Origin of the sequence: Pseudomonas sp. 2024-210, assembly GCF_045062345.1 — a bacterium.
Classification (GTDB): Bacteria; Pseudomonadota; Gammaproteobacteria; order Pseudomonadales; family Pseudomonadaceae; genus Aquipseudomonas.
Genome location: NZ_JBJGEJ010000005.1, coordinates 110,171 through 134,853 on the forward strand (window position 1 = coordinate 110,171; position 24,683 = coordinate 134,853).

General features: G+C 56.1%; 26 protein-coding genes and 1 pseudogene. 10 read left to right on the forward strand and 17 right to left on the reverse strand.

Annotated features, from left to right (window positions below; translation table 11 throughout):
• Positions 1-16: 16 nt before the first annotated feature.
• Together pdxH and ACI7MX_RS09440 are read left to right on the forward strand one after the other, a co-directional pair.
• Positions 17-664, forward strand: coding sequence for a pyridoxamine 5'-phosphate oxidase (gene pdxH / locus ACI7MX_RS09435; protein ID WP_314487769.1), 648 nt, complete (start codon positions 17-19; stop codon positions 662-664).
• Positions 665-858: 194 nt separating this feature from the next.
• Positions 859-1,323: a glycine zipper 2TM domain-containing protein gene (locus ACI7MX_RS09440; RefSeq protein ID WP_122784742.1), complete on the forward strand. Its 465-nt coding sequence runs from the start codon at positions 859-861 to the stop codon at positions 1,321-1,323.
• Positions 1,324-1,401: 78 nt separating this feature from the next.
• On the opposite strand, the gene nhaA is transcribed toward ACI7MX_RS09440, so the two are convergent.
• The 14 genes and pseudogenes from nhaA to ACI7MX_RS09510 all read right to left on the reverse strand — a co-directional run bounded on the left by nhaA (position 1,402) and on the right by ACI7MX_RS09510 (position 13,414).
• The gene (gene nhaA / locus ACI7MX_RS09445) at positions 1,402-2,583 is read right to left on the reverse strand and encodes a Na+/H+ antiporter NhaA (RefSeq protein ID WP_122784741.1); all 1,182 of its coding nucleotides are present in this window, start codon (positions 2,581-2,583) and stop codon (positions 1,402-1,404) included.
• Positions 2,584-2,819: 236 nt separating this feature from the next.
• Positions 2,820-4,430 (reverse strand): NAD(P)/FAD-dependent oxidoreductase, encoded by a 1,611-nt coding sequence (locus ACI7MX_RS09450; RefSeq protein ID WP_405587279.1) that lies wholly within the window; start codon positions 4,428-4,430, stop codon positions 2,820-2,822.
• A gap of 109 nt (positions 4,431-4,539) precedes the next feature.
• The gene (locus ACI7MX_RS09455) at positions 4,540-5,211 is read right to left on the reverse strand and encodes a COG3650 family protein (RefSeq protein WP_405587446.1); all 672 of its coding nucleotides are present in this window, start codon (positions 5,209-5,211) and stop codon (positions 4,540-4,542) included.
• Between the two features lie 29 nt (positions 5,212-5,240).
• Positions 5,241-5,453, reverse strand: a pseudogene (locus tag ACI7MX_RS09460) (hypothetical protein); the annotation flags it as partial.
• Between the two features lie 37 nt (positions 5,454-5,490).
• Positions 5,491-5,994, reverse strand: coding sequence for a DoxX family protein (locus ACI7MX_RS09465; RefSeq protein ID WP_314487762.1), 504 nt, complete (start codon positions 5,992-5,994; stop codon positions 5,491-5,493).
• A complete protein-coding gene (locus ACI7MX_RS09470) occupies positions 5,991-6,764 on the reverse strand; it encodes a DNA-binding domain-containing protein (RefSeq protein WP_314487759.1) in 774 nt (257 codons plus the stop codon). Before ACI7MX_RS09470 ends, ACI7MX_RS09465 begins: the two co-directional genes overlap by 4 nt.
• The gene (locus ACI7MX_RS09475) at positions 6,761-7,642 is read right to left on the reverse strand and encodes a DUF692 domain-containing protein (RefSeq protein ID WP_405587275.1); all 882 of its coding nucleotides are present in this window, start codon (positions 7,640-7,642) and stop codon (positions 6,761-6,763) included. Before ACI7MX_RS09475 ends, ACI7MX_RS09470 begins: the two co-directional genes overlap by 4 nt.
• A 22-nt stretch (positions 7,643-7,664) precedes the next feature.
• Positions 7,665-7,967, reverse strand: coding sequence for a DUF2282 domain-containing protein (locus tag ACI7MX_RS09480; protein WP_314487754.1), 303 nt, complete (start codon positions 7,965-7,967; stop codon positions 7,665-7,667).
• 171 nt (positions 7,968-8,138) lie between these two features.
• Complete coding sequence (locus tag ACI7MX_RS09485) at positions 8,139-8,840, reverse strand: ABC transporter ATP-binding protein (RefSeq protein WP_405587272.1); 702 nt, start codon at positions 8,838-8,840, stop codon at positions 8,139-8,141.
• Entirely contained in the window at positions 8,841-9,608 is a 768-nt protein-coding gene (gene livG / locus ACI7MX_RS09490) for a high-affinity branched-chain amino acid ABC transporter ATP-binding protein LivG (RefSeq protein WP_153377729.1), read from the reverse strand.
• Positions 9,605-10,861 carry a high-affinity branched-chain amino acid ABC transporter permease LivM gene (locus tag ACI7MX_RS09495; protein WP_314487745.1) on the reverse strand — a complete coding sequence of 419 codons (1,257 nt, stop codon included), beginning with the start codon at positions 10,859-10,861 and terminating at the stop codon, positions 9,605-9,607. The genes livG and ACI7MX_RS09495 overlap by 4 nt, the downstream gene beginning before the upstream one ends.
• Positions 10,858-11,781 carry a high-affinity branched-chain amino acid ABC transporter permease LivH gene (gene livH / locus ACI7MX_RS09500; protein WP_314487743.1) on the reverse strand — a complete coding sequence of 308 codons (924 nt, stop codon included), beginning with the start codon at positions 11,779-11,781 and terminating at the stop codon, positions 10,858-10,860. The genes ACI7MX_RS09495 and livH overlap by 4 nt, the downstream gene beginning before the upstream one ends.
• Positions 11,782-12,030: 249 nt before the next feature.
• Positions 12,031-13,158 carry a branched-chain amino acid ABC transporter substrate-binding protein gene (locus ACI7MX_RS09505; RefSeq protein ID WP_314487829.1) on the reverse strand — a complete coding sequence of 376 codons (1,128 nt, stop codon included), beginning with the start codon at positions 13,156-13,158 and terminating at the stop codon, positions 12,031-12,033.
• On the reverse strand, positions 13,142-13,414 hold the full coding sequence (locus ACI7MX_RS09510) for a hypothetical protein (protein ID WP_405587265.1): 273 nt from the start codon (positions 13,412-13,414) through the stop codon (positions 13,142-13,144). Before ACI7MX_RS09510 ends, ACI7MX_RS09505 begins: the two co-directional genes overlap by 17 nt.
• A 101-nt stretch (positions 13,415-13,515) precedes the next feature.
• On the opposite strand from ACI7MX_RS09510, the gene ACI7MX_RS09515 reads away from it, so the two are divergent.
• The gene (locus ACI7MX_RS09515; RefSeq protein WP_122784733.1) at positions 13,516-13,821 is read left to right on the forward strand and encodes a DUF2288 domain-containing protein; all 306 of its coding nucleotides are present in this window, start codon (positions 13,516-13,518) and stop codon (positions 13,819-13,821) included.
• A gap of 179 nt (positions 13,822-14,000) precedes the next feature.
• Here ACI7MX_RS09515 and rapA read toward each other — a convergent pair whose 3' ends face one another.
• The gene (gene rapA, locus ACI7MX_RS09520; protein WP_314487739.1) at positions 14,001-16,847 is read right to left on the reverse strand and encodes an RNA polymerase-associated protein RapA; all 2,847 of its coding nucleotides are present in this window, start codon (positions 16,845-16,847) and stop codon (positions 14,001-14,003) included.
• A 129-nt stretch (positions 16,848-16,976) separates the two neighbouring features.
• Here rapA and ACI7MX_RS09525 point away from each other — a divergent pair, with 129 nt between their 5' ends.
• The 3 genes from ACI7MX_RS09525 (at position 16,977) to ccoM (ending at position 17,786) form a co-directional block, all read left to right on the forward strand.
• Positions 16,977-17,294, forward strand: coding sequence for an aspartate-semialdehyde dehydrogenase (locus tag ACI7MX_RS09525; RefSeq protein ID WP_405587261.1), 318 nt, complete (start codon positions 16,977-16,979; stop codon positions 17,292-17,294).
• Between the two features lie 76 nt (positions 17,295-17,370).
• Positions 17,371-17,532 (forward strand): hypothetical protein, encoded by a 162-nt coding sequence (locus ACI7MX_RS09530; protein ID WP_314488235.1) that lies wholly within the window; start codon positions 17,371-17,373, stop codon positions 17,530-17,532.
• A 143-nt stretch (positions 17,533-17,675) separates the two neighbouring features.
• Positions 17,676-17,786 (forward strand): cytochrome c oxidase subunit CcoM, encoded by a 111-nt coding sequence (gene ccoM, locus ACI7MX_RS09535; protein ID WP_280116024.1) that lies wholly within the window; start codon positions 17,676-17,678, stop codon positions 17,784-17,786.
• Positions 17,787-18,067: 281 nt separating this feature from the next.
• Here the strand turns inward: ccoM and ACI7MX_RS09540 are convergent, their stop codons facing one another.
• The gene (locus tag ACI7MX_RS09540) at positions 18,068-19,540 is read right to left on the reverse strand and encodes an inorganic phosphate transporter (protein ID WP_314488231.1); all 1,473 of its coding nucleotides are present in this window, start codon (positions 19,538-19,540) and stop codon (positions 18,068-18,070) included.
• 339 nt (positions 19,541-19,879) lie between these two features.
• Positions 19,880-20,083, reverse strand: a complete 204-nt coding sequence (locus tag ACI7MX_RS09545) for a hypothetical protein (protein ID WP_122784728.1) — start codon at positions 20,081-20,083, stop codon at positions 19,880-19,882.
• Positions 20,084-20,737: 654 nt separating this feature from the next.
• Between ACI7MX_RS09545 and pcaR the strand changes: the two genes are divergently transcribed.
• The 4 genes from pcaR (at position 20,738) to pcaF (ending at position 24,594) form a co-directional block, all read left to right on the forward strand.
• Entirely contained in the window at positions 20,738-21,580 is an 843-nt protein-coding gene (pcaR, locus tag ACI7MX_RS09550; RefSeq protein ID WP_405587256.1) for a pca regulon transcriptional regulator PcaR, read from the forward strand.
• A gap of 175 nt (positions 21,581-21,755) precedes the next feature.
• Positions 21,756-22,613, forward strand: a complete 858-nt coding sequence (locus ACI7MX_RS09555) for a CoA transferase subunit A (protein ID WP_314488227.1) — start codon at positions 21,756-21,758, stop codon at positions 22,611-22,613.
• Positions 22,610-23,392: a CoA-transferase subunit beta gene (locus ACI7MX_RS09560; RefSeq protein ID WP_314488247.1), complete on the forward strand. Its 783-nt coding sequence runs from the start codon at positions 22,610-22,612 to the stop codon at positions 23,390-23,392. Before ACI7MX_RS09555 ends, ACI7MX_RS09560 begins: the two co-directional genes overlap by 4 nt.
• The gene (gene pcaF / locus ACI7MX_RS09565) at positions 23,389-24,594 is read left to right on the forward strand and encodes a 3-oxoadipyl-CoA thiolase (protein ID WP_405587253.1); all 1,206 of its coding nucleotides are present in this window, start codon (positions 23,389-23,391) and stop codon (positions 24,592-24,594) included. Before ACI7MX_RS09560 ends, pcaF begins: the two co-directional genes overlap by 4 nt.
• Positions 24,595-24,683: the final 89 nt, after the last annotated feature.

Genomic DNA, 24,683 nt, shown 5'->3' on the forward strand with positions numbered 1-24,683 from the left:
GGCCAAGGAACGCCTCATGACCCAAGCGCTGGCAGATATGCGCCGTGATTACACCCGAGACGGGCTGGTCGAAGCGCAAGCACCTGACGAGCCTTTTGCCCTGTTTCGTCAATGGTTCAGTGACGCAGTCAGCACCGAGCAAGCGCCGGTCGAAGCCAATGCCATGACGCTGGCAACAGTTGATGCTCAGGGGCGCCCACATTGTCGGGTGCTCCTGCTCAAAGGCTTGGATGAGTTGGGCTTTACCTTCTTCACCAACTACTCCAGCGCCAAAGGGCAGCAATTGGCCGTGCATCCTTTTGCGGCAATGACTTTTTTCTGGCCAACCCTGGAGCGGCAGGTACGCATCGAAGGGAGAGTCGAAAAAGTCTCGTCGCAGGAATCCGACGCCTACTATCAGGTTCGCCCCTTGGGGAGCCGGATCGGGGCGTGGGCATCACCGCAAAGCCAGGTCATTGCTGATCGCGAGGAGCTAAACGAGCTGCTCAAGGCCACGCAGGCACGCTTTAGTGATACACAGCCGCATTGCCCGGAGCACTGGGGGGGTTATCGCCTGCTGCCTGAGCGCATCGAATTCTGGCAGGGCCGTCCCAGCCGCTTGCATGACCGACTCAATTATTTGCGCAAGGGTGCGCACTGGGGCCGTGAGCGACTGGCGCCCTGATCGCTATTGAGTCATAGGGTTTGCGCGCAGGAAAAAACGGCTCAACGAGCTATCCTTTAATATGGCTTGCAACGACGGTTGGTGTTGATTTGGCTGTACTGGCGCTGAATGAACACCCCGTTTTCCGTGCTGTGCGGTGACAGGCACCCGGCTGCGGAGTTTTAATGACCCCCTGTTCTTTTGGAGTTGAACCTATGCGTAAGTCCGTACTGTTAATCGCTGCATTTTCGACCATGACGGTCTTGTTGGGCGGCTGCACCTCGAACCTGACGGGCGACTCTTATTCGCGCGATGAAGCGCGTCGTGTTCAAACCGTTCGCATGGGGACAATCGTTGCCCTGCGTCCCGTACAAATCGAGGGCACCAAAACCCCAATCGGTGCGGCAACCGGTGCCGTAATCGGCGGTGTCGGCGGCAGCGCCATTGGCGGCGGCCGTGGCAGCATTGTGACCGCCGTGATCGGTGCGGTAGCGGGTGGCCTGCTAGGCTCGGCCGCTGAGTCAGGCTTGACCAAGACCCAAGGTGTTGAAATCACCGTTCGTGAAGACGACGGCAGCACCCGTGCTTACGTGCAGCAGGTAGAGCCTAACCAAGTGTTCCGTACCGGCGAGCGCGTTCGCATCATGACCGTTGATGGTACAAGCCGCGTTACCCAATAAGCCTTCAGGGCCGTTCAATAAAAAACCCCGACCCATTTGAATGGGTCGGGGTTTTTTATTGTGCTCAGCGTTCTGGATTCAGAGTGCTGGCTGCTTGCGACTAAAGGCTGCAGTCACGGCATAGCCGATGAGTGCGGCCAGAATGGAGCCGGTCAAGATGCCCATGCGGTCCATACCGACGTAATCGCTGCTGCCCGGCACAAATGCCAGAGAGCCTACAAACAAGCTCATGGTAAAGCCGATGCCGCAGAGAATCGCGACGCCAAACACCTGGCCCCAATTCGCGCCATTCGGTAATGCGGCCATGCCGGTTTTTATCGCGATCCAGGTAAAGCCAAACACACCCACTGTTTTACCGATCAGCAAGCCGGCGGCAATACCCAGGGGTACGTGGTGGGTGAAGCTGTGCAAGTTGACGCCGGTCAGCGAGACGCCCGCATTGGCGAACGCAAACAAAGGCAAAATCGCGTAGGCCACCCAGGGGTGCAACGCGTGCTCGATGCCCATGAGGGGGGAGGGTTCGGAGTTCTTAGTACGCAGCGGTATGCAGAATGCCAGCGTCACACCGGCCAGCGTGGCATGCACGCCGCTTTTCAGTACGCAGACCCAAAGGATCAGGCCGATGATCATATAGGGGGCTATCTTCACCACACCCATCCGGTTCATCGCGATCAACGCCACAAGACAGGCAGCGGCCAACATCAACGACACGCCTGACAATTCGCTGGAGTAGAACACGGCAATCACAATGATTGCGCCCAGATCATCAATGATTGCCAGCGTCATCAGGAACAACTTCAACGACACCGGCACGCGCTTACCGAGCAGTGCCAACACGCCAAGGGCGAAGGCGATGTCGGTGGCCATCGGAATGGCCCAACCATCGAGTGCGTCGGGGAAGTCTTTGTTGATGAACCAGTAAATAAGCGCAGGTACGACCATCCCGCCAATGGCAGCACCGCCGGGCAGTACGACCTGAGAGGGCTTGGACAATTGGCCTTCCAGCAGTTCGCGTTTGACCTCAAGGCCGATCAGCAGGAAAAACAGGGCCATCAGGCCATCGTTGATCCACAGCAATGAAGGTTTGGCGATTTGCAGGGCGCCGATCTGAACCGCTACCGGAACATCCAGAAAAGCCGTGTAGTAGTGAGAAAGCGGCGAATTGTTGATGATCAAAGCCAGCGCCGCTGCGGCAATCAACAACAAGCCGCTGGCAGCTTCCAACTGAAAGAAACGAGTGAAAGTGCTACGCAGAGGCAAGGTGGCTCTCCATCAAATAGTTATAAGGTGCGACACCCTAACCCGACTTCTTAGGAGTTAAAACAAAAACTATATTCGTTTTTGTTATAAGCAGCCGATGGATCTCTTTCCGAGAAAGAGACTAGCAGTTGTGTGACAAATTGAGACGAAAACAGCCACGGCAGCTGCTACGAGAAGTCCGTAGCAGCTGCCGTGGGAACGAGCCTTTGGCAGCAGCTAGAGGGTGCGAGAGAGTGTCAGGCTTCGAGACCCAAAATATCCCGCGCCACAGCTTCGGCAATGCGGATGCCATCAACGCCTGCCGAGAGAATACCGCCGGCATAGCCTGCGCCTTCACCGGCCGGGAACAGCCCTTTGACGTTGAGACTTTGCATTGACGCGTCGCGGGTCATGCGCAACGGCGACGAGGTACGGGTTTCAATGCCGGTCAAAATCGCGTCATGCATCGAGAAGCCTTTGATCTGCTTCTCGAAGGCCGGCAAAGCTTCGCGGATGGCTTCGATGGCAAAGTCCGGCAATGCCAGCGCCAAATCACCCAGAGACACGCCCGGCTTGTAGGACGGCTCAACGCTGCCCAATGCCGTAGAGGGTTTGCCGGCGATAAAGTCGCCCACCAACTGAGCGGGCGCTTCATAGTTGCTGCCGCCCAACACATACGCGTGAGACTCCAGGCGCTCTTGCAACTCGATACCTGCCAAAGGCCCACCCGGGTAGTCTTCAGGTGTAATACCGACGACGATCCCCGAGTTGGCATTGCGCTCATTGCGTGAGTATTGGCTCATGCCGTTAGTCACGACTCGGCCCGGTTCGCTGGTAGCGGCAACCACAGTGCCGCCCGGGCACATGCAGAAGCTGTAAACCGAACGACCGTTTTTGGCGTGGTGCACCAGTTTGTAGTCGGCAGCACCGAGTTTCGGGTGACCGGCGTACTTGCCCAAACGAGCGCTATCGATCAACGATTGCGGGTGTTCAATACGAAAGCCCACAGAGAACGGCTTGGCTTCCATGTACACGCCGCGCTCGTGCAGCATGCGGAAGGTGTCACGGGCGCTATGGCCCAGAGCCATGATCACATGACGTGAGTTCAGCTGTTCGCCATCCGCCAGAACCACGCCGGTCAATTGGCCGTTATCGATCAGCACATCGGTTACACGCTGCTGGAAGCGAACTTCGCCGCCCAGCGCTTCAATTTGCTGACGCATGTTCTCAACGACGCCGGTCAGACGAAATGTACCGATATGCGGTTTGCTGACGTAAAGGATTTCGTCAGGAGCACCGGCTTTGACGAACTCGTGCAGCACTTTGCGACCGTGGTGTTTCGGGTCTTTGATTTGGCTGTAGAGCTTGCCGTCCGAGAACGTGCCCGCGCCGCCTTCACCAAACTGCACGTTTGATTCCGGGTTGAGTACGTTTTTACGCCACAGGCCCCAAGTGTCTTTAGTGCGCTGGCGCACTTCGGTGCCGCGCTCGAGAATGATCGGTTTAAAACCCATTTGTGCCAGCAGCAGGCCAGCAAAAATGCCGCACGGGCCAAAGCCTACGACGATCGGGCGTTCGTTCAAGTCCTGAGGGGCCTGACCGACGACTTTGTAGCTGACATCGGGTGCTGGATTGACGTTACGGTCGTCGGCAAACTTGATCAGCAGCGGCGCTTCATCACGCACGTTCAAATCGATGGTGTAGATAAAGCACAGCTCGGACGATTTTTTGCGCGCATCGTAGCTGCGCTTGAACAAGGTGAAATCGAGCAGGTCATCACTGGCGATGCCCAGGCGCTGCAGGATGGCAGGGCGCAGGTCTTCTTCGGGATGGTCGATCGGCAACTTGAGTTCGGTGATTCGTAACATGACAGTGTCCAGTATCGGGGCCGGGTAAACCCCGGCAGCCTTATGCGAACCGGCGATTATAAGCTGCTTGGCCCCTTAACGGTCAGCACAATGAGGTCACAATCGTCGGTTAGTCGTTTCGAGCGCCCCCGAAATAGCCACAGCCACGCTGTACCTGATCGTTGATTCGCAGCTCTGCGGCCAGATGCTGCAAGCTGCCATTGGCACTGTCGGTGCAGCGTTGTGGGGCGACCCATAGCTCGATACGTTGGTGGTTGGCTTCGGTAGACAGCGAGAAGCGACCCTCGCCCACTTGCTCTTCAACGAAGGGCAGCGCGAGATCCGGCTGGCCGTCACGCTTGATGATCATGCCTTTGCCGCTCGCTTGCACTTCCCATGCAGGGCCATTGCCATTGGCGTGCACGGTCAGTTGTTTGAAGTGGGGATCTTTGCAGGCGGTGTTGCTGCGTTCCAGGCGATACAGCTGTTGTACCTGCACCTCGCCTTCAGTCCCGGGAGTTTTAGCCGAGGTAAAGCTGCCACGGATGTCGGCGAACAGCTTGCCTGGCAGGTTGGGCATATCGGTGGCGTCTTGAATCAGAGTGGTGTTAGCGCCGTCGCGCACCACATAGCGTTGTTGGCCGACACAGGGTTGAAAAATCAGTTGGTCATTGGCCGACACCAGTTCGCCTTGTAGGCGGGTCAGGCCGGCGTTGCTGTCAACGGGTTTACTGTTGAACAGTTGGCAACCGGCAAACACGGGTAACAGGGCGAGTAAAACAAAAGGGCGGACAGCACGCATCATTGGGACTCCTGACTAATGCCGCCACGTTACTCAGCCTGACCGAGCATCACAAGGGGGATATGTTTGGACCACCCCACTTGATACGTTTGCCCCGTCTGTAAGCCCTCTACACTTTTGGCGTAAGCCAGTGCTGCCTCAGCGGCTGCTACAGGCTTGAATCCACGGAAGTACGGGGCGTATTTATCCATCGCCTCAAGCAGTACAGTTGGACTGACCGAGTTGGCCTTTTCACCTCGTGGGCGGGCTCCAGTGCAGCGGTAAGGCGATCAACCCGCTTTAACGAAAACGTAGAGCGATCAGATGGTCAAGAGACATCGAGCCAGGACCTTTGGCCATCAGGTACAACAGAATGGCGATCCAGGTGCCATGGGTGGGGTAGGCATCGGGGTAGACAAATAACTGTATGGTCAGGGTCATTCCCAGCAGAGCCAGCGCCGATAAGCGCGTGGCCAAGCCCAGCACGATCAACACGGGGAATAAATGCTCGCTGAAAGCAGCGATTAGCGCCGCTGCTTCAGGGGGAAGCAAGGGGATTTGATATTCGGTACGAAACAAGTACACCGCCGAACTGCTCAGTTTGGGTAAACCGAACTCAAATGTGCCCTGCACAAGGTCGATAGCCAAGTCTTCGATCTTGGTTTGGCCAGATTTCCAGAACACGGCTGCAATGGATAATCGTGCTACTAGAGCGATCAATGTGTGGGGGATGCGTTGCAGCAATCCAACGGTTTTTTCAATCCAGTGGCGGATCGGATACGAACAGGTAGCGGGAACACTCATGGTATGACCTCGTCATTGGGCAGTAAGCCGATAATGGCGCCTTGAGCAATGAGCAGGGCCAAGGCTTGGCTCAAGTCAAACGCTGGGGCGGTTTTCAGTGCCCGATCGCCTGCAAGTGCCAAGGTACAACCCGCTTGCAGGGAGCGAACAAACTCGACACAAGCCGAATTGATAGCGAATACCTGAACCCTCAAGTCCTTGCGCAAGATCAGCGCGCTTTGTGGCGCCGCGGGGTTGAAGTCAGGGTTCTGTAGGTGGCGTTGGTGTGCGGTCCATATACTGACAATCGCGTAGGGCGAGTTCAGCGTCGAGACGCTGTGATGCAGTTGCAAGCGCAATAGATCAAGGCCAGCCGGGGTGTTGAGTACTCGTGCCAGCACCTCAAGCTTGACTGCGCTGGCATCAGCTGCGTGAAAAGCGTGTACACACAAGCGCTCCAGTCGTGCGGTATCGGCCAGATAAGGAACGCCTCTGGTAGGGGCAAACTGTTCGATGAAGTTTGCGAATTGGCTGCCGTAGGTGCTCATCACGGGGTTGTCGGGCGGGTACTTTTGAATAAAAACCTGTGCCATGGCCTCAAAAAAAGGGCTTCCGACCAGTTGCACCACAACCGGGAAGTTCCCTGCCAGCGCGTTGATCAATCCACGTTGCACATTGTTGCGATACACCGCGAAACGGCTGGCAACGTCACCTTGCGTGCTCACCAATCCTTGCGGGCAAGGCCGTTGCGGGTTCAGCACGCCCGCGCTGAAAGCCTTTTGGCTGTTCATCTTTGCACCTGTGCCCTGAGCAGGTAGCGATCCGCGAGCTGGGCTTCGTCAATGAGGTCAGTGAGCGAAGGCAACTGGTTATCACGTTCAATCAAGGTGGCCATCGGCCCAATGCGCCCCAGTACCTGTTGGTACAAGCGCCACACGGCTTGGTCGACAGGGGCTCCGTGGTTGTCAATCAGCAGGCGTTGCCCAGCGTGATCGCAGTCTTCAGCAAAACCTGCCAGATGAATCTCGCCGACAGACTTGAGCGGCAACGCTTCGATATAGGCCAAAGGATCCCGAGCGTGATTGATGCAGGAAATAAAGGCGTTGTTAACGTCCAGCAACAGGCCGCAGCCGCTACGGTCTATCACGTGGTGAATGAAGCTGGCCTCGTCGAAATCAGCTTCGTCAAACTCGACATAGGTTGCCGGATTTTCCATCAGAATCTGGCGCTGCAATATGTCCTGCACCTGATCTATATGGGTACAGACCCGTGCCAGCGTGGCCTGGTTATAGCGTAAGGGCAGCAAATCATTGAGGAAAACCGAGCCATGGCTGGACCATGCCAAGTGTTCGGAAAACATCTGCGGCCGGTAACGCTCAAGTAATGTCTTTAAACGCTGTAAATGTTCACGGTTGAGCGGGTCCTCACCGCCAATCGACAAGCCCACGCCATGAATCGACAGTGGATAGTGCTCACTGATCAGGCCCAGGTAATGATGGAAAGGCCCGCCTGCCACCATGTAGTTTTCGGCATGTACTTCAAAGAAGCCGAGGTCAGGCAGGCTTTGCAGCACATCCATAAAATGTTCGGCCTTGAGCCCCAGCCCCGCGCGAGGCGGGAGCTGAGGCGCACGAGGCGCGATGAAGGAAGCTGATGAGCTGTGCATCATCAAGACTCGGTTTGATTAAGGATCAGGATTTGGCGTTATAAGCGGCCAATTGGCCATAACCGGTCGGCGAGGTAGTGCTGGCGGTTTTCTCGCAGGTGCCTTTGGGAACGAGTTTCCAGGCATTGGCCTGATAGTCGGTTTTGGCCGTGCCTGCGCACGTCGTGCCAGCGCCGGCGGCACAGTCATTTTTTCCTGCCTGTGCCACACCGAAGCACTTCTCCATGTCATCAGCGGCATGCGCGGGCAGGGCGGCGATGCTTAGCGCAGATCCCAGGGCGAGTGCCAGGGCGGCAGTGGAGAGGGTGCGTGTAGTTTTATTGTTCATGACGTAACTCCAGTGTGAGGTTTAGGTAAACCGGCAGTGATAGCTGCGGCTTACTCACTAGAGAAACGACGATCGAGTTTGTTACAGCACTCTCAAAAAAAATCTGTCATGGGGGCAGGCATGACAAAAAAAAACGGCCCCGTAGGGCCGTTGTCTGTCAAAGGTCAAGGCTCAGCCACCCAGATACGCGTCACGTACCTTGGGATCGTTGAGCAGTTGCTCGCCTGTACCTTGCATGACCACCCGACCGTTTTCGAGCACGTAGGCGCGGTCGGCGATTTTCAGCGCCTGGTTAGCGTTTTGCTCCACGAGGAACACTGTCACACCTTCATCACGCAGCTGTTCGATGATGTCGAAAATCTGCTGGATGATGATCGGTGCCAGCCCCAAGGAGGGTTCGTCCAGGAGCAACAATTTTGGTTTGCTCATCAGCGCCCGGCCAATCGCAAGCATTTGTTGCTCACCGCCGGACATGGTGCCGCCGCGCTGGGTGAAGCGTTCTTTCAGGCGCGGGAACAAGTGCAAAACCTTGTCCATTTGCTCCTGATAGTCGTGTTTCTCGGTGAAAAAACCACCCATGGCGAGGTTTTCTTCGACGGTCAGGCGAGCAAATACCCGGCGACCTTCAGGTACTACAGCGATGCTCTTGCGCATGATTTGTGCCGAACTCAGCCCCACCAGCTCTTCGCCCAGGTAGCGGATGCTGCCGCTTTGGGCTTGAGGTGAGCCGCATAACGTCATCATCAAGGTCGATTTGCCCGCGCCATTGGCACCGATCAGGGTCACGATTTCGCCCTGACGCACTTCAACATTGACGCTGTGTAGTGCCTGGATCTTGCCGTAAAAGGTCGAGACGTTTTCGAACTTAAGCATTTACGCTTCCCCCAAATAGGCTTTGATCACGTCCGGGTTATCGCGGATCTGCTCCGGTGTGCCGTCAGCCAGCGGTTTGCCCTGATTGATCACGACGATATGGTCAGAAATACTCATGACCAGTTTCATGTCGTGCTCGATCAGCAGCACCGTGGCGTTGTGCTCATTGCGTAATACGCTGATGAGCGCCTTCAAGTCTTCGGTTTCCTTGGGGTTCAAACCCGCAGCCGGTTCGTCGAGCATCAGGATGCGCGGGCGGGTCATCATGCAGCGGGCGATTTCCAGTCGACGTTGTTGTCCGTAGGCGAGGGTGCCTGCCGGGCGGTTGGCAAACTCGGTCAAGTTGACCTTGTCCAGCCAATAGGCGGCGTACTCCATGGCCTCGCGTTCGCTTTTGCGGAACCCGGGGGTTTTGAACAGCCCGGCGAAGAAGTTGGTGTTGAGGTGGCGATGCTGAGCAATCAGCAGGTTCTCAACGGCGGTCATGTCCTTGAACAGGCGCACGTTCTGGAAGGTGCGCACCACACCTTTTGCCGCGATTTCATGCCCGGCCAGACCCTGGATAGGCTGATCGTCCAGCAGGATGGTACCTGCCGAAGGTTTGTAAAACCCGGTCAGGCAATTGAAGACCGTGGTTTTGCCGGCGCCGTTAGGGCCGATCATTGAAACCACCTGTTTTTCCTTGACGGTCAGGGATACACCATTCACCGCCAACAAGCCGCCAAAGCGCATGCTCAGGCCGCTGACTTTCAGTATCTCGCGGCTCATTTTCGCAGCTCCAGGTGAGGACGTTGCATGGGTAGCAGGCCTTGCGGGCGCCAGATCATCATCAGCACCATCAATGCCCCGAACAGCAGCATCCGGTATTCACTGAAGTCTCGCATCAATTCGGGTAACAGGATCATCACCACGGCCGCCAGAATCACGCCCAGTTGTGAGCCCATGCCGCCCAGCACCACGATGGCCAAAATAATTGCCGACTCAAGGAAGGTGAAGGATTCTGGCGTCACCAAGCCTTGGCGTGCGGCGAAGAAGCTGCCTGCAAAACCGGCAAAGGTAGCGCCGAGGGTGAAAGCCGACAGTTTGATGATGGTCGGATTCAAGCCCAGTGCACGGCAGGCGATTTCGTCTTCACGCAACGCTTCCCAGGCGCGGCCGATAGGCATGCGCAGTAAGCGGTTGATCACGAACAGAACGATCAGCACCAGCACCAGCGCGATCAGGTACAGGAAGATCACTTTGTTGATCGAGTTGTAGGGAATGCCGAAATATTCGTGAAACGTCTGCATGCCCTCAGCGGCTGTTCGATCGAAACTAAGGCCGAAAAGCGTCGGTTTCGGGATGTTACTGATGCCGTTTGGCCCGCCGGTGATGTCCGTCAGGTTACGCAGGAACAAGCGAATGATCTCGCCAAAGCCCAAGGTGACGATTGCCAGGTAGTCGCCGCGTAAACGCAGTACCGGGAACCCGAGCAGGAAGCCGAAGGTAGCGGCCATCAAGCCAGCTAATGGCAGGCAGACCCAAAAGCTGAAGCCGAAATAGTGTGAAAGCAACGCGTAGGTGTAAGCACCCACGGCGTAGAAACCCACGTAACCGAGGTCGAGCAGGCCCGCCAAACCGACCACGATGTTAAGGCCCAGGCCCAACATGACGTAGATCAGGATCAGGGTGGCGATGTCGACTGCGCCGCGTGATCCGTAGAACGGCCAGATCAATGCCACGATTACCAGCCCGAGAATGATCCAGCGCTGTGTACTGGGTAGGGTCAGGAAGTTGGTCGCTTTGCCTGGAACCTTGGGCAGGTTGGGGGTGGATTTCCAGGCGGCACTCAGTTGATCGCTGAACAGCACGCGCAGGAACAACAGCAACGAGCAGATGGCGATGACGCTGAGCGTAAAGGCGCTGGTGTTGTGAACTTCGATGTTGACCCCGACGATAGTCAGTTTCAGACCGAGTATCGGGTAGGCCACGGCCCAGACCAACAGAGCGCTGAAGAGCGCCGATTTAAGATGCCTAGTCATACTTTTTCAATCTCCGGACGTCCCAGAATGCCGGTCGGACGAAACAGCAGTACCAATACGAGCAGGCCGAAGGCCACTACGTCTTTGTACTGGTCGCCAAAAAGATCGGCACCAAAGGCTTCGGCTACACCGAGAACCAGACCACCCAACATCGCGCCGGGAATGCTGCCGATCCCGCCTAAAACGGCCGCAGTAAAGGCTTTTAGCCCTACCAGGAAGCCGGAGCCAGGGTTTATCACGCCGTATTGAACGCTGATCAGAACGGCGGCAACGGCGGCCAACGCCGCGCCAATCACAAAGGTCAGGGCAATGACGTTGTTGGTGTTGATGCCCAACAGGTTGGCCATCTTCATGTCTTCGGCGCAGGCGCGGCAGGCTCGGCCCAAGCGTGAACGGGAGATAAACAGAGTCAGACCGAGCATGGCCAGAAGCGTGACCACGAAAACGACGATTTGCATGTAAGAGACAACGACTTCACTCGCACCGCCCGGGCCGAAGGTGAAACCGCCGGGAATCAGGTTAGGGATCGATTTGTCTTTGGAGTCCTGAGACAGAAGCACCATGTTTTGCAGGAAGATCGACATACCGATGGCAGAAATCAACGGGATCAGGCGATTGCTGCCCCGTAGAGGACGGTAGGCCACCCGTTCAATGCTGTAACCATAGGCACTGGTGACCACGATGCTGGCGATAAACGCCCCGGTCAGCAGTAAAGGCACGCTGTCCAGACCCATCATGGTCAGGCCGGCGATGGCAATAAACGCGATATAGGAACCAATCATGTACACCTCGCCATGGGCGAAGTTGATCATTCCAATGATGCCGTAAACCATCGTGTAGCCGATGGCGATCAGGGCATACGTGCTGCCAACGTTGAGGCCGTTAACCAGCATTTGGAAGAAGTGATAGATGTCAGGCATTACAAAGCTCCTAAAAACCTGAGACGCATTTCACTGGTGGAGTCATTTTCCGGCCTGTGTTGCATGGGATTTCACCCACTTCGCACACAAGTCATTTGCCAGCGAACCGCTGGTGACGGTTTTAAAGATTTTCAGGTGGGCGAATCTTCGGATCACGAAGGCGCGGCCCCATGTGCGCAAAACAATGATCGGTAAAACAAAACCCACCGCTCGCGCAGTGGGCTAAGTTGTCAGATCAGCAGTCAGACATTACTGAGGGCTTGCTTCGGTTTTAGGTTTGCCGAAGTGCCATTCGTAGACCACGAACTTGAAGTCCTTGAGATCGCCCTTAGCGTCGAAGCTCAGGTTACCCATTGGGGTCTTGAATGTGCCTTTATGGATGGCTTCGGAAACTTTTGCGGTGTCTTCGCTTTTAGCGGCCTCGATGCCCTGCGCTATAACTTCAACGGCTGCATAGGCTGGGAAAACAAACGGACCGGTAGGGTCTTTTTTGTCCGCAACGAACTTCGCTACCAACGCTTTGTTTTCAGGCAGTTGGTCGAAAGCCTGAGGCAGTGTGACCAGCAACCCTTCTGACGCACCTTGTGCAATCTGTGAGATGGAGTCGTTACCCACACCTTCCGGGCCCATAAACTTGGCTTTCAGGCCTTTTTCTTGGGCTTGACGCAGAATCAGGCCCAGCTCCGGGTGGTAGCCACCGTAGTAAACGAAATCGACATTGGCCTGCTTGAGCTTGGCGATTAGGGAAGCGAAGTCCTTGTCACCGGCATTGATACCTTCAAAGACAGCAACCTTGACGCCTTTGTTATCCAGGGTTTGTTTAACAGCCGTGGCGATGCCTTCACCGTATTGCTGTTTATCGTGTATCACCGCAACGACTTTAGGTTTTACGTGGTCAGCGATGTAGTTACCAGCCGCTGGGCCTTGGGCGCTGTCCAAGCCAATAGTACGGAAAATATTCTTGTAACCACGCGCAGTGATTTCGGGGGCTGTGGCTGCGGGAGTGATCATAATCACGCCTTCATCTTCGTAAATATCAGATGGAGGCTGAGTGGAGCTGGAGCACAGGTGACCGACTACAAACTTGACGCCGTCGTTGACGACCTTGTTAGCCACGGCTACTGCTTGTTTTGGATCGCAAGCATCGTCGTACTCTTTAGCTTCTAGCATCTTGCCATCGATACCGCCTTTGGCATTGATATCGGCGATGGCCTGTTTAGCGCCTGTGAACTGCATGTCACCGTACTGGGTAACAGGGCCGGTTTTAGGGCCGGCAATACCGATCTTGATGGTATCTGCGGCAAATGAATGGCTGGCAACCCCGGCCAGAACCATTGCGGCAAACAGTTTAGTAATGTGCTTAGTAGCCATCTCTATTGGTGCTCCACTCTATGTTGTAATTTTTATAGTCCTGGAAGCCAAGGCAGCCGGACCGGGTATTCTTCTGCGCGAATTTCCCGGTCAATCCCCCCCCGCAACTGTACCGGTACAGTGTAGAGCGCCGGTTCTGCGCTTGAATAGCAGGCTGCAGGTGGAATAAACAGGGAATGTCGCTTAAACGAAAGAAAGAGACAGAAATGCGGCGAATTTTGCTGGTGATTGTTATCAGGATGTTGCCAGCTAATTCAGGCATTTCTGCGCCTTAGTTCTTTCGTCGCTCTGCGCCTTTATTCGGGTTTTTCTACCGGGGCAGCGGCGCTATCATTACGCCGATTTTTTTACCTGGTGGAACCCATGACGCAAGAACCTAGCACCCTCTATGCCAAGCTGCTTGGCGAGACTTCAACTATTGAATGGAACGCCTTACAGCCGTTCTTCGCCAAAGGGGACCTATTGTGGGTTGAGCCGGGTCTGGACTTAATCGAAGCAGCGCAGGCCGTGACTCAGGATGATGCAGCGAAAGTCTCGGCCTGGATGGCATCCGGTCTGCTTGGGAGAATGACTGGGGAGCAGGCGCTAGACGTGCTTGAGCGCGACCCGCAGCTCTGGGCCGTGGTGGTTTCGCCTTGGGTAATGGTCCAGGAAAGGGCGCAGCAATAGTTTCGCGCACCATTATGGGGCGTACCTGTTCATTCCTTTAGGCGTAAGGAACGGGTAGGGAAGTAACCTGTTTCAGGATAGTGGCGAATTGCCGTAGATAATCGCTACAGTCAGTGCTGTGGCGTTTCAAGCGTTACAAGCCCCCACCACTTGGGAGAGGGCTTGTCGCTTAGGGTCGATTAGCCTGCGACCAGTACTCGAATGGCTTCAAGACGCAAGGCTGCTTTTTCAAGCATGGCCAAGCTTTGTTCACGTTGTTTGCGCAAAGCAACCAGTTCGCTGTCACGTACGCTCGGGTTGACCGCTTGCAAGGCAGTCAGGCGGGCCAGTTCTTCTTCGGTGTCGGCAGCCAGGCGGCGTTTGGCTTCGGCGACGCGCTCGGCGTGACGTGGCGCGATCTTGGCTTCACCGGCGTTGATCTTCGGTGTCAGTGTGTCGCGCTGAGCCTGAATGAACTTGTTAGCGCTGGCGCGTGGAACGCTTTCCAGTTGCTCATTCAAGGTGTCAAAGGCCACGCGCGATGACAGGTCATTGCCGTTGGCATCCAGCAGGCAACGCAGTGCTGCTGGCGGCAAGTAACGGCCCAGTTGCAGCGACCGAGGCGCCACCACTTCGCTCACGTAGATCAGCTCAAGCAGCACAGTGCCGGGTTTCAGCGCCTTGTTTTTGATCAGCGCGACAGCCGTGTTGCCCATGGAGCCAGACCTGACGAGGTCCATCGCGCCTTGCACCATCGGGTGTTCCCAAGTGATGAACTGCATGTCCTCACGGGACAGCGCGAGGTTGCGGTCGTAGGTGATGGTTACGCCTTCGTCATCGCCAAGCGGGAAGCTGGCGTCGAGCATTTTCTCGCTCGGCTTGAGGATCAGAGCGTTTTCCGAGTGGTCTTCGCTGTCGATACCAAAGGCGTTAAACAGCGTTTCCATGTAAATCGGCAGGGTGAATTGATCGTCTTGCTCAAGAATCGCCTCAACCAGTGCTTCGCCTTCACCCGACCCCCCGGAGTTCAGCTCCAGCAGGCGGTCACGGCCGGTGTGCAGTTCCTGTTCCAGGCGCTCGCGTTCTGCACGGGCCTCATCGATCAGGTTTTGCCACTCTTCATCGTCAGCGGCTTCCAGCAATGGCAACAACCGAGGACCGAACGTATGTTGCAGTGCGTTACCGGTCGGGCAAGTGTTGAGGAAGGCATTCAGCGCTTCGTGGTACCACTGGAACAAGCGCTGTTGGGGGCTGGTCTCAAGGTAGGGCACATGCAGCTCAATAACGTGCTTCTGACCGATGCGGTCCAGACGCCCGATGCGCTGTTCCAGCAAGTCAGGGTGTGACGGCAGGTCGAACAACACCAAATGGTGGGCAAACTGGAAGTTGCGACCTTCACTGCCGATTTCCGAGCAGATCAGTACTTGAGCACCGAACTCCTCATCAGCGAAGTAGGCGGCTGCACGGTCGCGCTCAAGAATGTTCATGCCTTCATGGAAAACGGTGGCTGGAATACCGGAGCGCACACGCAGGGCATCCTCCAGATCCATGGCCGTTTCTGCGTGGGCACAGATCACCAGCACTTTGGTGCGTTTGAGCATTTTCAGGGTATCGATCAGCCACTCAACACGCGGATCGAAGTTCCACCAGCGTTGTTCATCCGTGGCGTCTGGCTGTGCCTGAAAGCTGACCTCGGGGTACAGCTCGGCATGTTCGCCCAGCGGCAGCTCAAGGTATTCGTCCGGGCATGGCAGCGGGTATGCATGCAATTTGCGCTCAGGGAAGCCCTGAATCGCGGCACGGGTGTTACGGAACAGGACGCGGCCGGTGCCATGACGGTCGAGCAGCTCGCGAACCAGGCGGGCGCTGGCCTCGCTGTCACCTTCGTTGACGGCTGCCAGCAAGGCATCGCCCTGAGCGCCGAGGAAATTGTGAATGGTGTCGTGAGCCTGCGGCGAAAGACGGCCTTTATCCAACAGTTCTTGTACGGCTTGAGCCACCGGGCGATAGTTTTCGCTCTCGGCGCGGAAGGCGGCCAAATCGTGAAAACGATTGGGGTCAAGCAGGCGCAAACGGGCGAAGTGACTGTCCTGCCCCAGTTGCTCCGGCGTCGCGGTCAACAGCAGCACGCCCGGGATGACGCCGGCGAGTTGCTCCACCAGGCCGTATTCAGGGCTGACTTGATCTTCGTGCCATACCAGGTGGTGAGCCTCATCGACCACCAACAGGTCCCAATCGGCATCAAAGAGGGCGGCCTGAGCTTTAGGGTCGTCAACCAGCCATTCAAGAGCGACCAAGGCCAGTTGGCAGTCCTCAAACGGGTTGCTGGCGTCGCTTTCAATAAAGCGTTCTTCATCAAACAGTGCGACTTCAAGGTTGAAGCGACGACGCATCTCGACCAGCCATTGATGCTGGAGGTTTTCCGGGACGACGATCAGTACCCGGTTAGCGCGGCCACTGAGCAGTTGGCGATGAATCACCAGGCCGGCTTCAATGGTTTTACCCAGGCCTACTTCATCCGCCAGCAATACGCGTGGGGCGATTCGGTCGGCCACTTCGCGGGCAATGTGCAATTGATGCGCGATGGGTTGCGCACGTACGCCACCCAGGCCCCATAACGGCGATTGCAGTTGGCGGCTGGTGTGCTCCAGGGTGTGATAACGCAGCGAGAACCAGGATAGCGGGTCGATCTGGCCTGCGAACAGGCGGTCGCTGGCCAGGCGGAACTGGATAAAGTTAGACAGCTGCGTTTCGGGCAGGGTGACCGGCTCGTTTTGCTCGTTGAGCCCGTGGTAGACCATCAAGCCGTCGACATCTTCGACTTCGCGCACGGTCATTTTCCAGCCTTCGAAGTGGATGATGGTGTCACCCGGCGAAAAACGAACCCGCGTCAGCGGTGCGTTGCGCAGCGAATATTGGCGGGTTTCGCCAGTGGCCGGATAGAGCACGGTCAACAAGCGACCGTCCTGTGCCAGAACGGTGCCTAAACCTAGCTCTGCTTCGCTGTCACTAATCCAGCGTTGCCCCGGTTGATACTGCTGCGCCATGCTGCCTGACTCCCGCTTTGAAAAAGCCGAGTATATTAACGCAGCAGGGGCCTCAGTCCAAAGGTCTCTCACAAAAAGCTGATCAGCTACCGAATGAGTATTCGATAAGTGGTTAAGGAGAACACCTGCATGCTGCCACCGATCTTGCCTTTAAGCGTTGCACCCGTGACTTCGCAACAGGATCCGGTGCGCCCGCGCCCGGACATTCCACCCGTAGTGCCTGCCCAGCCTTCGTCGGCAGACAGCACCATCAACCTGAGTGAGGGCGACCGTGAGCGGGCCGCGTTGTTGCTGCGTGAAGAACAGCAGCGTCAACAGGATAAGCGCCGCGGTGAAGCAGAGGCCTCGTTGCTTCACGATGAGTCGGGCGAAGAAAGCGATGTGGTTGATCTGCCTGCTGTAGATGGGTTGCAGCGCCAAGGCGTGTGGGTGGATATCAAAGTCTGAGCTGTTTTTACTGGTCATGGGGATGGGGCCGTCGCATTATTGGCTCATCTCACACAGACAGTGACCCTATAGCGCCATGAGCCAAGACAACACATTGGTCGACTTGGGTGCCGAGCGCGCCAAGCGAGTGCATGACCTGAAAGAAAAGAAGTTGAACGAAGTACGCTTGGCTTTCGAGCAGGCGATGCCACTGAAAACTGTCAAGAAAAAGCCCAAGAAGAAATCTAAAAAGCGCTAAAGTCCGGCGTTTTCAATGATCTGTGTCAACCCTCCCGCTGAAGTGACTCTGCTCGTGGATCAGTATTGATCCCGGTCAAGGTCTGCGCCTGCGTGACTGGTTAATCTAGCTTCAACACACAGACAGACACGCAGGAGGCTGTCATGTTTCTCGATAACGTTGTTATCGCCGGGGTACTTACGGTGGGACTCATGATGGTGTTTTTTGCGGGTCTGGGCATTTTTATCTGGAAGGACTCTCGCAAGCGTAAGTAGCGCGAGTTTTTTTGGGGTATGAGCACGCAAGGCATTTTGGGCGACTTCGGTCGCCTATTTTTTTGCCCGAAGAAAACTAGGCTGAGCGCAATCCAGGATGAGAGCGGCGCGGCTGGCCCTCACCCCAGCCCTCTCCCAGAGGGAGAGGGGGCTCAATTGTGGTTGTGCGCAGATTTGCTTTTAGTCCCCTCTCCCTCTGGGAGAGGGCTAGGGTGAGGGTTTTTGGGCATAAAAAAAGGCACGACCCTGGGGGCGTGCCTTCTCATGTTGCCAGGCGGTTATCAGGCGAGTGCTTTAGAAGCCAGCCAGAACAGCGTCGCAGACAGGGCAATGGTAGCGGGCAAGGTCAGGACCCAAGCCATCAGGATGGTCTTGATCGTACCGCCTTGCAGGCCGCTTTTGTTCGCGACCATCGTGCCCGCTACACCCGACGACAAAATATGCGTCGTCGATACTGGCAGCGAGTAGATGTTTGCCAAGCCAATTGCAAAGGTTGTAGTGATTTGCGCCGACATACCTTGGGCGTAGGTCATGCCCTGCTTGCCGATTTTCTCACCGATAGTCTTAACCACACGTCTCCAGCCAACCATTGTGCCCAGGCCCAATGCCAGCGCGACCGCCAGAATCACCCAGAACGGGGCGTATTCAGTGGTAGCGGTCAGGTCTTTGCGTAGTTTTTCGAGGTCCGCTTTCTCGCGGTTATCAAGAACTGGCAATTTGCTGACTTTCTTGGCGGTGTCGTCCAGGCACAGCAGGTAGCGACGAATTTCGATGCGCTTTTCAGCAGGGATCGAATGATAGTCAGCTACGCCTTTCAATGAGCCCAACAAAGCTGCAATGGTCGGCTCGGTTTGCTGAGGGTTGCAGCTGAACTGCTCTGGCAAGTCGCCTTTGGCACTTTTACCCAGTGCCAGGAACTCGCTCAGGGTGGCGTTGTTACGCTGATAGAACTGGCTCAGATGCAGGGTGGCGTCGCGAGTCCGCTCGATTTGATAGGTCGTACTGTTGAGGTCCAAAACAAAGACACTCGGGACGATACCAATCAGTACCAGCATGATCAGGCCAATGCCTTTCTGGCCATCGTTCGAGCCGTGAACAAAGCTCACGGTCATGGCGCTGATTACCAGTACCAGACGGTTCCAGAAGGGTGGATGCTTTTTGTCATCCATCTTGCGGCGCTGTTCCGGAGTTTTGTGCATCTTGGAATTAGGGCGCCACCACTTCAGGCCGATCAACAGCAGCGCTGCAATCAGAAAGCCGGCGAGTGGCGAGAAGACCAGCGAGGCGCCAATGTCGATTGCCTTCTGCCAGTTCACGCCTTCACTCACAGGAATACCCGTGATCAAGGCATTGGCCAGGCCTACACCGAGGATCGAACCGATCAAGGTGTGAGAGCTCGACGCCGGAATCCCGAAATACCAGGTTCCCAGGTTCCAGGTAATGGCAGCAGCCAACAGTGAGAACACCATAGCCAGGCCGTGTCCGGTATTCACGTTCACCAGAAGCTCTACGGGCAGCAGGTGGACGATGGCATAAGCCACGCCGACACCGCCCAGCAGAACGCCGAGAAAGTTGAACACACCGGAGAAGAACACCGCCAGATGAGGCGGCATGGCTTTGGTGTAGATGACGGTCGCTACCGCATTCGCGGTGTCATGAAAGCCATTAATGAACTCAAACGCGAGAACAAAGGCTAGGGCGAAGAAGAGGCTGATGAGAACCCAGGCATCCAATGCGCTTAGTAAATCGATCATGAAGGTTTTCTGACACGGACATAAAGGGGGCGGAATTATGCCAGAAAACCCCGGTTATCAATGCACTAGCTGCTGGTTGGTAACATCTATAAATGAAAAATCTTGTAAGACGCAATGGGTTCTGCAACCAGAAAAAGCGCTACAAGCCCCTGAAAACAAAGGCTATAAGCGATCACTAATGAGTGGCTTACGCTTCTGGATGAGTCTGATTCTGTCGTATGAAATATCTCATATCAGACGTTCGGCTGAGGCAGGTTCCAGCTTCAACGCAGCAAACGGGCACATTCATGATCTTAAATACAGGGCATCGAGCAAGGCTCGGGGTGCTCAATCCGAGGCTCACGACTCCTCGGATTTGAGCTCTTTTTCAATTTTTTGAATTTCCTGGCTGAAGGCCTGATCGAGCAGGCTGGCGCGTTTTTTCCAGGGTTTGCGCTCGGGCTCAGGTTGCGCGGCGTAGGTCGTTATTTCGCCGCCGTAGACTTCCTTGTAACGTTGTTCCTGACGCTCAAGTTCTGCGCGCAGTTCGTCTTTCGTCGTCACAGTGTTACCTAATTGAGTAGAGTTTGAATGGATTAGACCATGGTGTATGAGAGCCGGTAGAGGAGTTAATTAAACTCGTCTTTTGAAACTACCTGTCAGCAACTTGAGTGACAAACATCGTGTCCATTACGCCGGTATCAATTAATAATGACGCCGTGAGCAGCAAACACTTGATTGTTCCACCACCGTGGGCAAGAAGCCTTGGAATAGATTGGATCCAATCCGCATCAATGCGCCTGAATTCCTGCACTCATGAAGCTGCTGGCCATAAAGGCTCAAGGGATGGCGCCTACTATCGCTGAATAACTTCGTTTACGTCAACTTCCAGATGATCGACGTGTTACAGAAACGGCACGATAAACTAAGCGCTGCGCCAAACCGGTTAATAACGGTGAACCGCTGAAGTAGGCGCGGATATTAGTGTCTGCCCTGAACGGATTTAACACGTGCGCTTATAAAAAGAGTTTCGATCGAACATCTTCTCTGTATGTAAGTGATCAATACCCGCACGGAGCGACATACTGAGGGTGTCAGGAAAGCAGATTGCGATTATCGGACGAAGGTTCGATAATCGCCCAACTTTGCGTGCGCCCTACACGTTTTTGGCTCAGGCAAGCCTGACATTGCAGTCAATAGTCGAAGCAGGGGTTAGTAATGAATGATCACATGCGCACGTCCACTCCCTCTCTCGCTCCGCCTATCGTGGCGTCTCCTGCAAAGCGGATCCAGGCCTTCACCGGTGACCCTGACTTTATGGCGTCGTTGGCTCGTGGGCTGGCGGTGGTGCAAGCGTTTCAGGAACGCAAACGGCATTTGACCATCGCGCAGATCAGCCACCGCACCGAAATTCCGCGAGCCGCGGTGCGTCGATGTTTATACACGCTGATTAAATTGGGTTATGCCACCACCGACGGCCGCACCTATTCCTTGTTGCCCAAGGTGTTGACATTAGGGCATGCCTACTTGTCATCAACACCGCTGGCGGTTTCAGCCCAGCCTTATCTGGACCGCATGAGCGAACAGTTACATGAGGCGTGCAATATGGCGACCCTTGAGGGCGACGACATTTTGTACATCGCCCGTTCGGCAACCACACAACGCTTGATCTCGGTGGACCTTTCGGTGGGCGGGCGCTTACCGGCGTATTGCACTTCAATGGGCCGCATTTTGCTGGCCGCGCTGGACGATGTAACGCTGCATGAATATTTGGCCAATAGCGAATTTCAGGCCAAAACCAGCCGTACCGTGCACACGCCCCAGGCGCTCCTTGAATGCTTGCACCAAGTGCGGGAGCAGGGCTGGTGCATTGTTGATCAAGAACTGGAGCAAGGACTGCGTTCTATTGCCGTGCCGGTCTATGACGCTTCCGGCCAGGTTCTGGCCGCCTTGAACGTCAGCACCCATGCCGGGCGGGTATCACGAACAGAGCTGGAGCAACGTTTTCTGCCCATCATGCTCAGCTCCAGCCGTGAATTGAGTGCCCAGCTGTTCACTTAAGGCGCACGCATTCCATTAGTCAGCACACTAACTATGTGTTCGATAAACGAACACATAGTCGATTATCGGATTGTTTTGGCCCGTGACGGCGGCTTAACCTGCTGAGCATACGGTGTCGCCCCGGCGCGCCTTTCTCTACTGCAAGTGGCCAACAAGAAACGGGAGCTCCCCCCTCATGGCAGACATCATTTCACTGCACGACGCCGTGAAACAATTTGTGCGCGATGGCGATACCGTTGCCCTCGAAGGTTTTACACATTTGATTCCGACGGCTGCAGGTCATGAAATCATTCGTCAGGGCAAGCAAGACCTCACCTTGGTACGCATGACGCCTGACCTGATTTACGACCAGTTGATCGGTGCCGGCTGTGCACGCAAATTGATCTTTTCATGGGGGGGCAATCCGGGCGTGGGTTCATTGCACCGTTTGCGCGATGCCGTCGAAAAACAGTGGCCGCAGCCGTTGGAAATTGAAGAACACAGCCACGCTGATCTGGCCAATGCCTACGTGGCAGGGGCTTCAGGCTTACCCTTCGCCGTGCTGCGCGCCTATGCCGGTTCAGACTTGCCCAAGGTTAACCCACTGATCAAAACCGTCACTTGCCCGTTTACAGGCGAAGTCCTTGCAGCGGTGCCATCGGTGCGCCCGGACGTTACCGTCATTCACGCACAAAAGGCAGACCGCAAAGGCAATGTGCTGCTGTGGGGGATTTTGGGCGTTCAGAAAGAAGCTGCACTGGCTGCCAAGCGCTGCATCGTGACCGTTGAAGAAATCGTCGACGATCTGCAAGCGCCCATGAACGCCTGCGTGTTGCCGACCTGGGCTTTGAGCGCCGTGTGCCATGTGCCCGGCGGGGCCCATCCGTCCTATGCCCACGGCTACACCGAGCGAGATAACCGCTTTTATCAAGCGTGGGACCCCATTGCCCGCGATCGCGAGACGTTCACCGCGTGGATTAATGAGTTCATTCGTGGCACCGCCAATTTCAGTGAATTCCAAGCCAAGTTGGCGCGCGCTTCGGAGGCAAAATAATGACGTACTCCACGAATGAAATGATGACCGTTGCCGCTGCTCGTCGCCTGAAAAATGGCTCGGTCTGCTTTGTCGGCATTGGTCTGCCTTCCAAAGCCGCTAATCTGGCGCGCCTCACCTCGTCGCCTGACGTGGTACTGATTTATGAATCCGGCCCGATTGGCGCCAAGCCGAACGTGTTGCCGTTGTCGATTGGCGATGGAGAACTGGCTGAAACGGCAGACACTGTCGTCTCCACCAGTGAGATTTTTCGCTATTGGTTGCAAGGCGGTCGGGTAGACGTTGGCTTTTTGGGCGCGGCTCAAGTCGACCGCTTTGGCAATATCAACACCACCGTAGTCGGTGATTATCATCAGCCAAAAGTCCGCCTGCCGGGAGCCGGAGGAGCGCCGGAGATCGCCGGTTCGGCGAAAAGCGTGCTGATTATCCTCAAACAGTCGGCGCGCTCGTTTGTTGATCGTCTGGATTTCATTACGTCTGTTGGGCATGGCGAGGGCGGCGATTCACGCAAGCGTCTGGGCCTGCCGGGCGCGGGGCCAGTGGGCATCATTACTGACCTGTGCATCATGGAGCCGGAAGCCCAGACCAACGAATTTGTAGTGACTGCCCTGCATCCGGGCGTGACTCGTGAACAAGTGGTTGCAGCGACGGGGTGGGCCATTCGTTTTGCCGATAACGTTGAGCACACCCCAGCCCCTACCGAAGTCGAGCTAAAGGCCTTGCGTGATCTTGAAACGCGTACCGCTTTGGCCCACGGCCAAGCGCCAGGAGAAGCGTGATGCGTGAGGTCTTTATCTGTGACGCCATTCGCACACCCATTGGCCGCTTTGGCGGCGGATTGGCGGCGGTGCGCGCTGATGATTTGGCCGCCGCGCCGATCAAGGCGCTGATGGCGCGCAACCCGAGCGTGCAATGGGATGAAGTTGACGAGGTGTTCTTCGGTTGCGCCAATCAGGCCGGCGAAGACAATCGCAATGTGGCGCGCATGGCCGCCTTGCTGGCCGGTCTGCCGGAGACAATTCCTGGAGTGACCCTCAACCGCTTGTGTGCTTCAGGCATGGATGCCATTGGCACGGCTTTCCGGGCGATTGCCAGCGGCGAAATGGAGCTGGCGATTGCTGGCGGTGTCGAGTCAATGTCTCGTGCGCCCTTCGTCATGGGCAAAGCGGATGCTGCGTTTTCGCGCAACATGAAGCTGGAAGACACCACGATTGGCTGGCGTTTCATCAATCCGTTGATGAAAGCTCAATATGGCGTGGATGCCATGCCGCAGACGGCAGATAACGTGGCTGACGACTACGGCATCTCCCGCGCCGATCAGGATGCGTTTGCCCTGCGCAGCCAGCAGCGCACGGCGGCAGCCCAGGCAGCAGGCTACTTCGCCGAGGAAATCGTGCCGGTACGCATCGCCCATAAAAAAGGCGAGACCGTGGTTGAGCACGATGAGCACCCGCGTGGCGACACGACACTGGCAACACTCAGCAAGCTCAAGCCGGTAAACGGCCCGGAAAAAACCGTCACCGCGGGCAATGCTTCGGGTGTCAATGATGGCGCGGCAGCCTTGATTCTGGCTTCCGCCGAGGCAGTGAAGCGTCACGGTCTTACGGCTCGGGCGCGTGTGCTGGGCATGGCCAGTGCCGGCGTCGCGCCTCGGGTCATGGGCATTGGTCCGGTGCCTGCGGTGCGCAAACTGATTGAGCGCCTGGGTGTGGCCGTCAGTGACTTTGATGTAATCGAACTCAATGAAGCCTTTGCCAGCCAGGGGCTTGCCGTGTTGCGCGAGCTGGGTCTGGCAGACGATGCGCCGCAGGTGAATCCCAATGGCGGGGCGATTGCCTTGGGTCATCCATTGGGAATGAGCGGGGCGCGTCTTGTGCTGACCGCCTTGCATCAGCTGGAGAAAACCGGCGGCAAAAAAGGTCTGGCGACCATGTGTGTCGGCGTCGGCCAAGGTCTGGCATTGGCGATCGAACGGGTCTGATAGCGCGATGTGAAAAAGCCGGGCGATTGTTGAATCAATCGTTCGGCTTATTGTGATTGAGGCGTTACATGTTGCAAGGTATGTCGGTA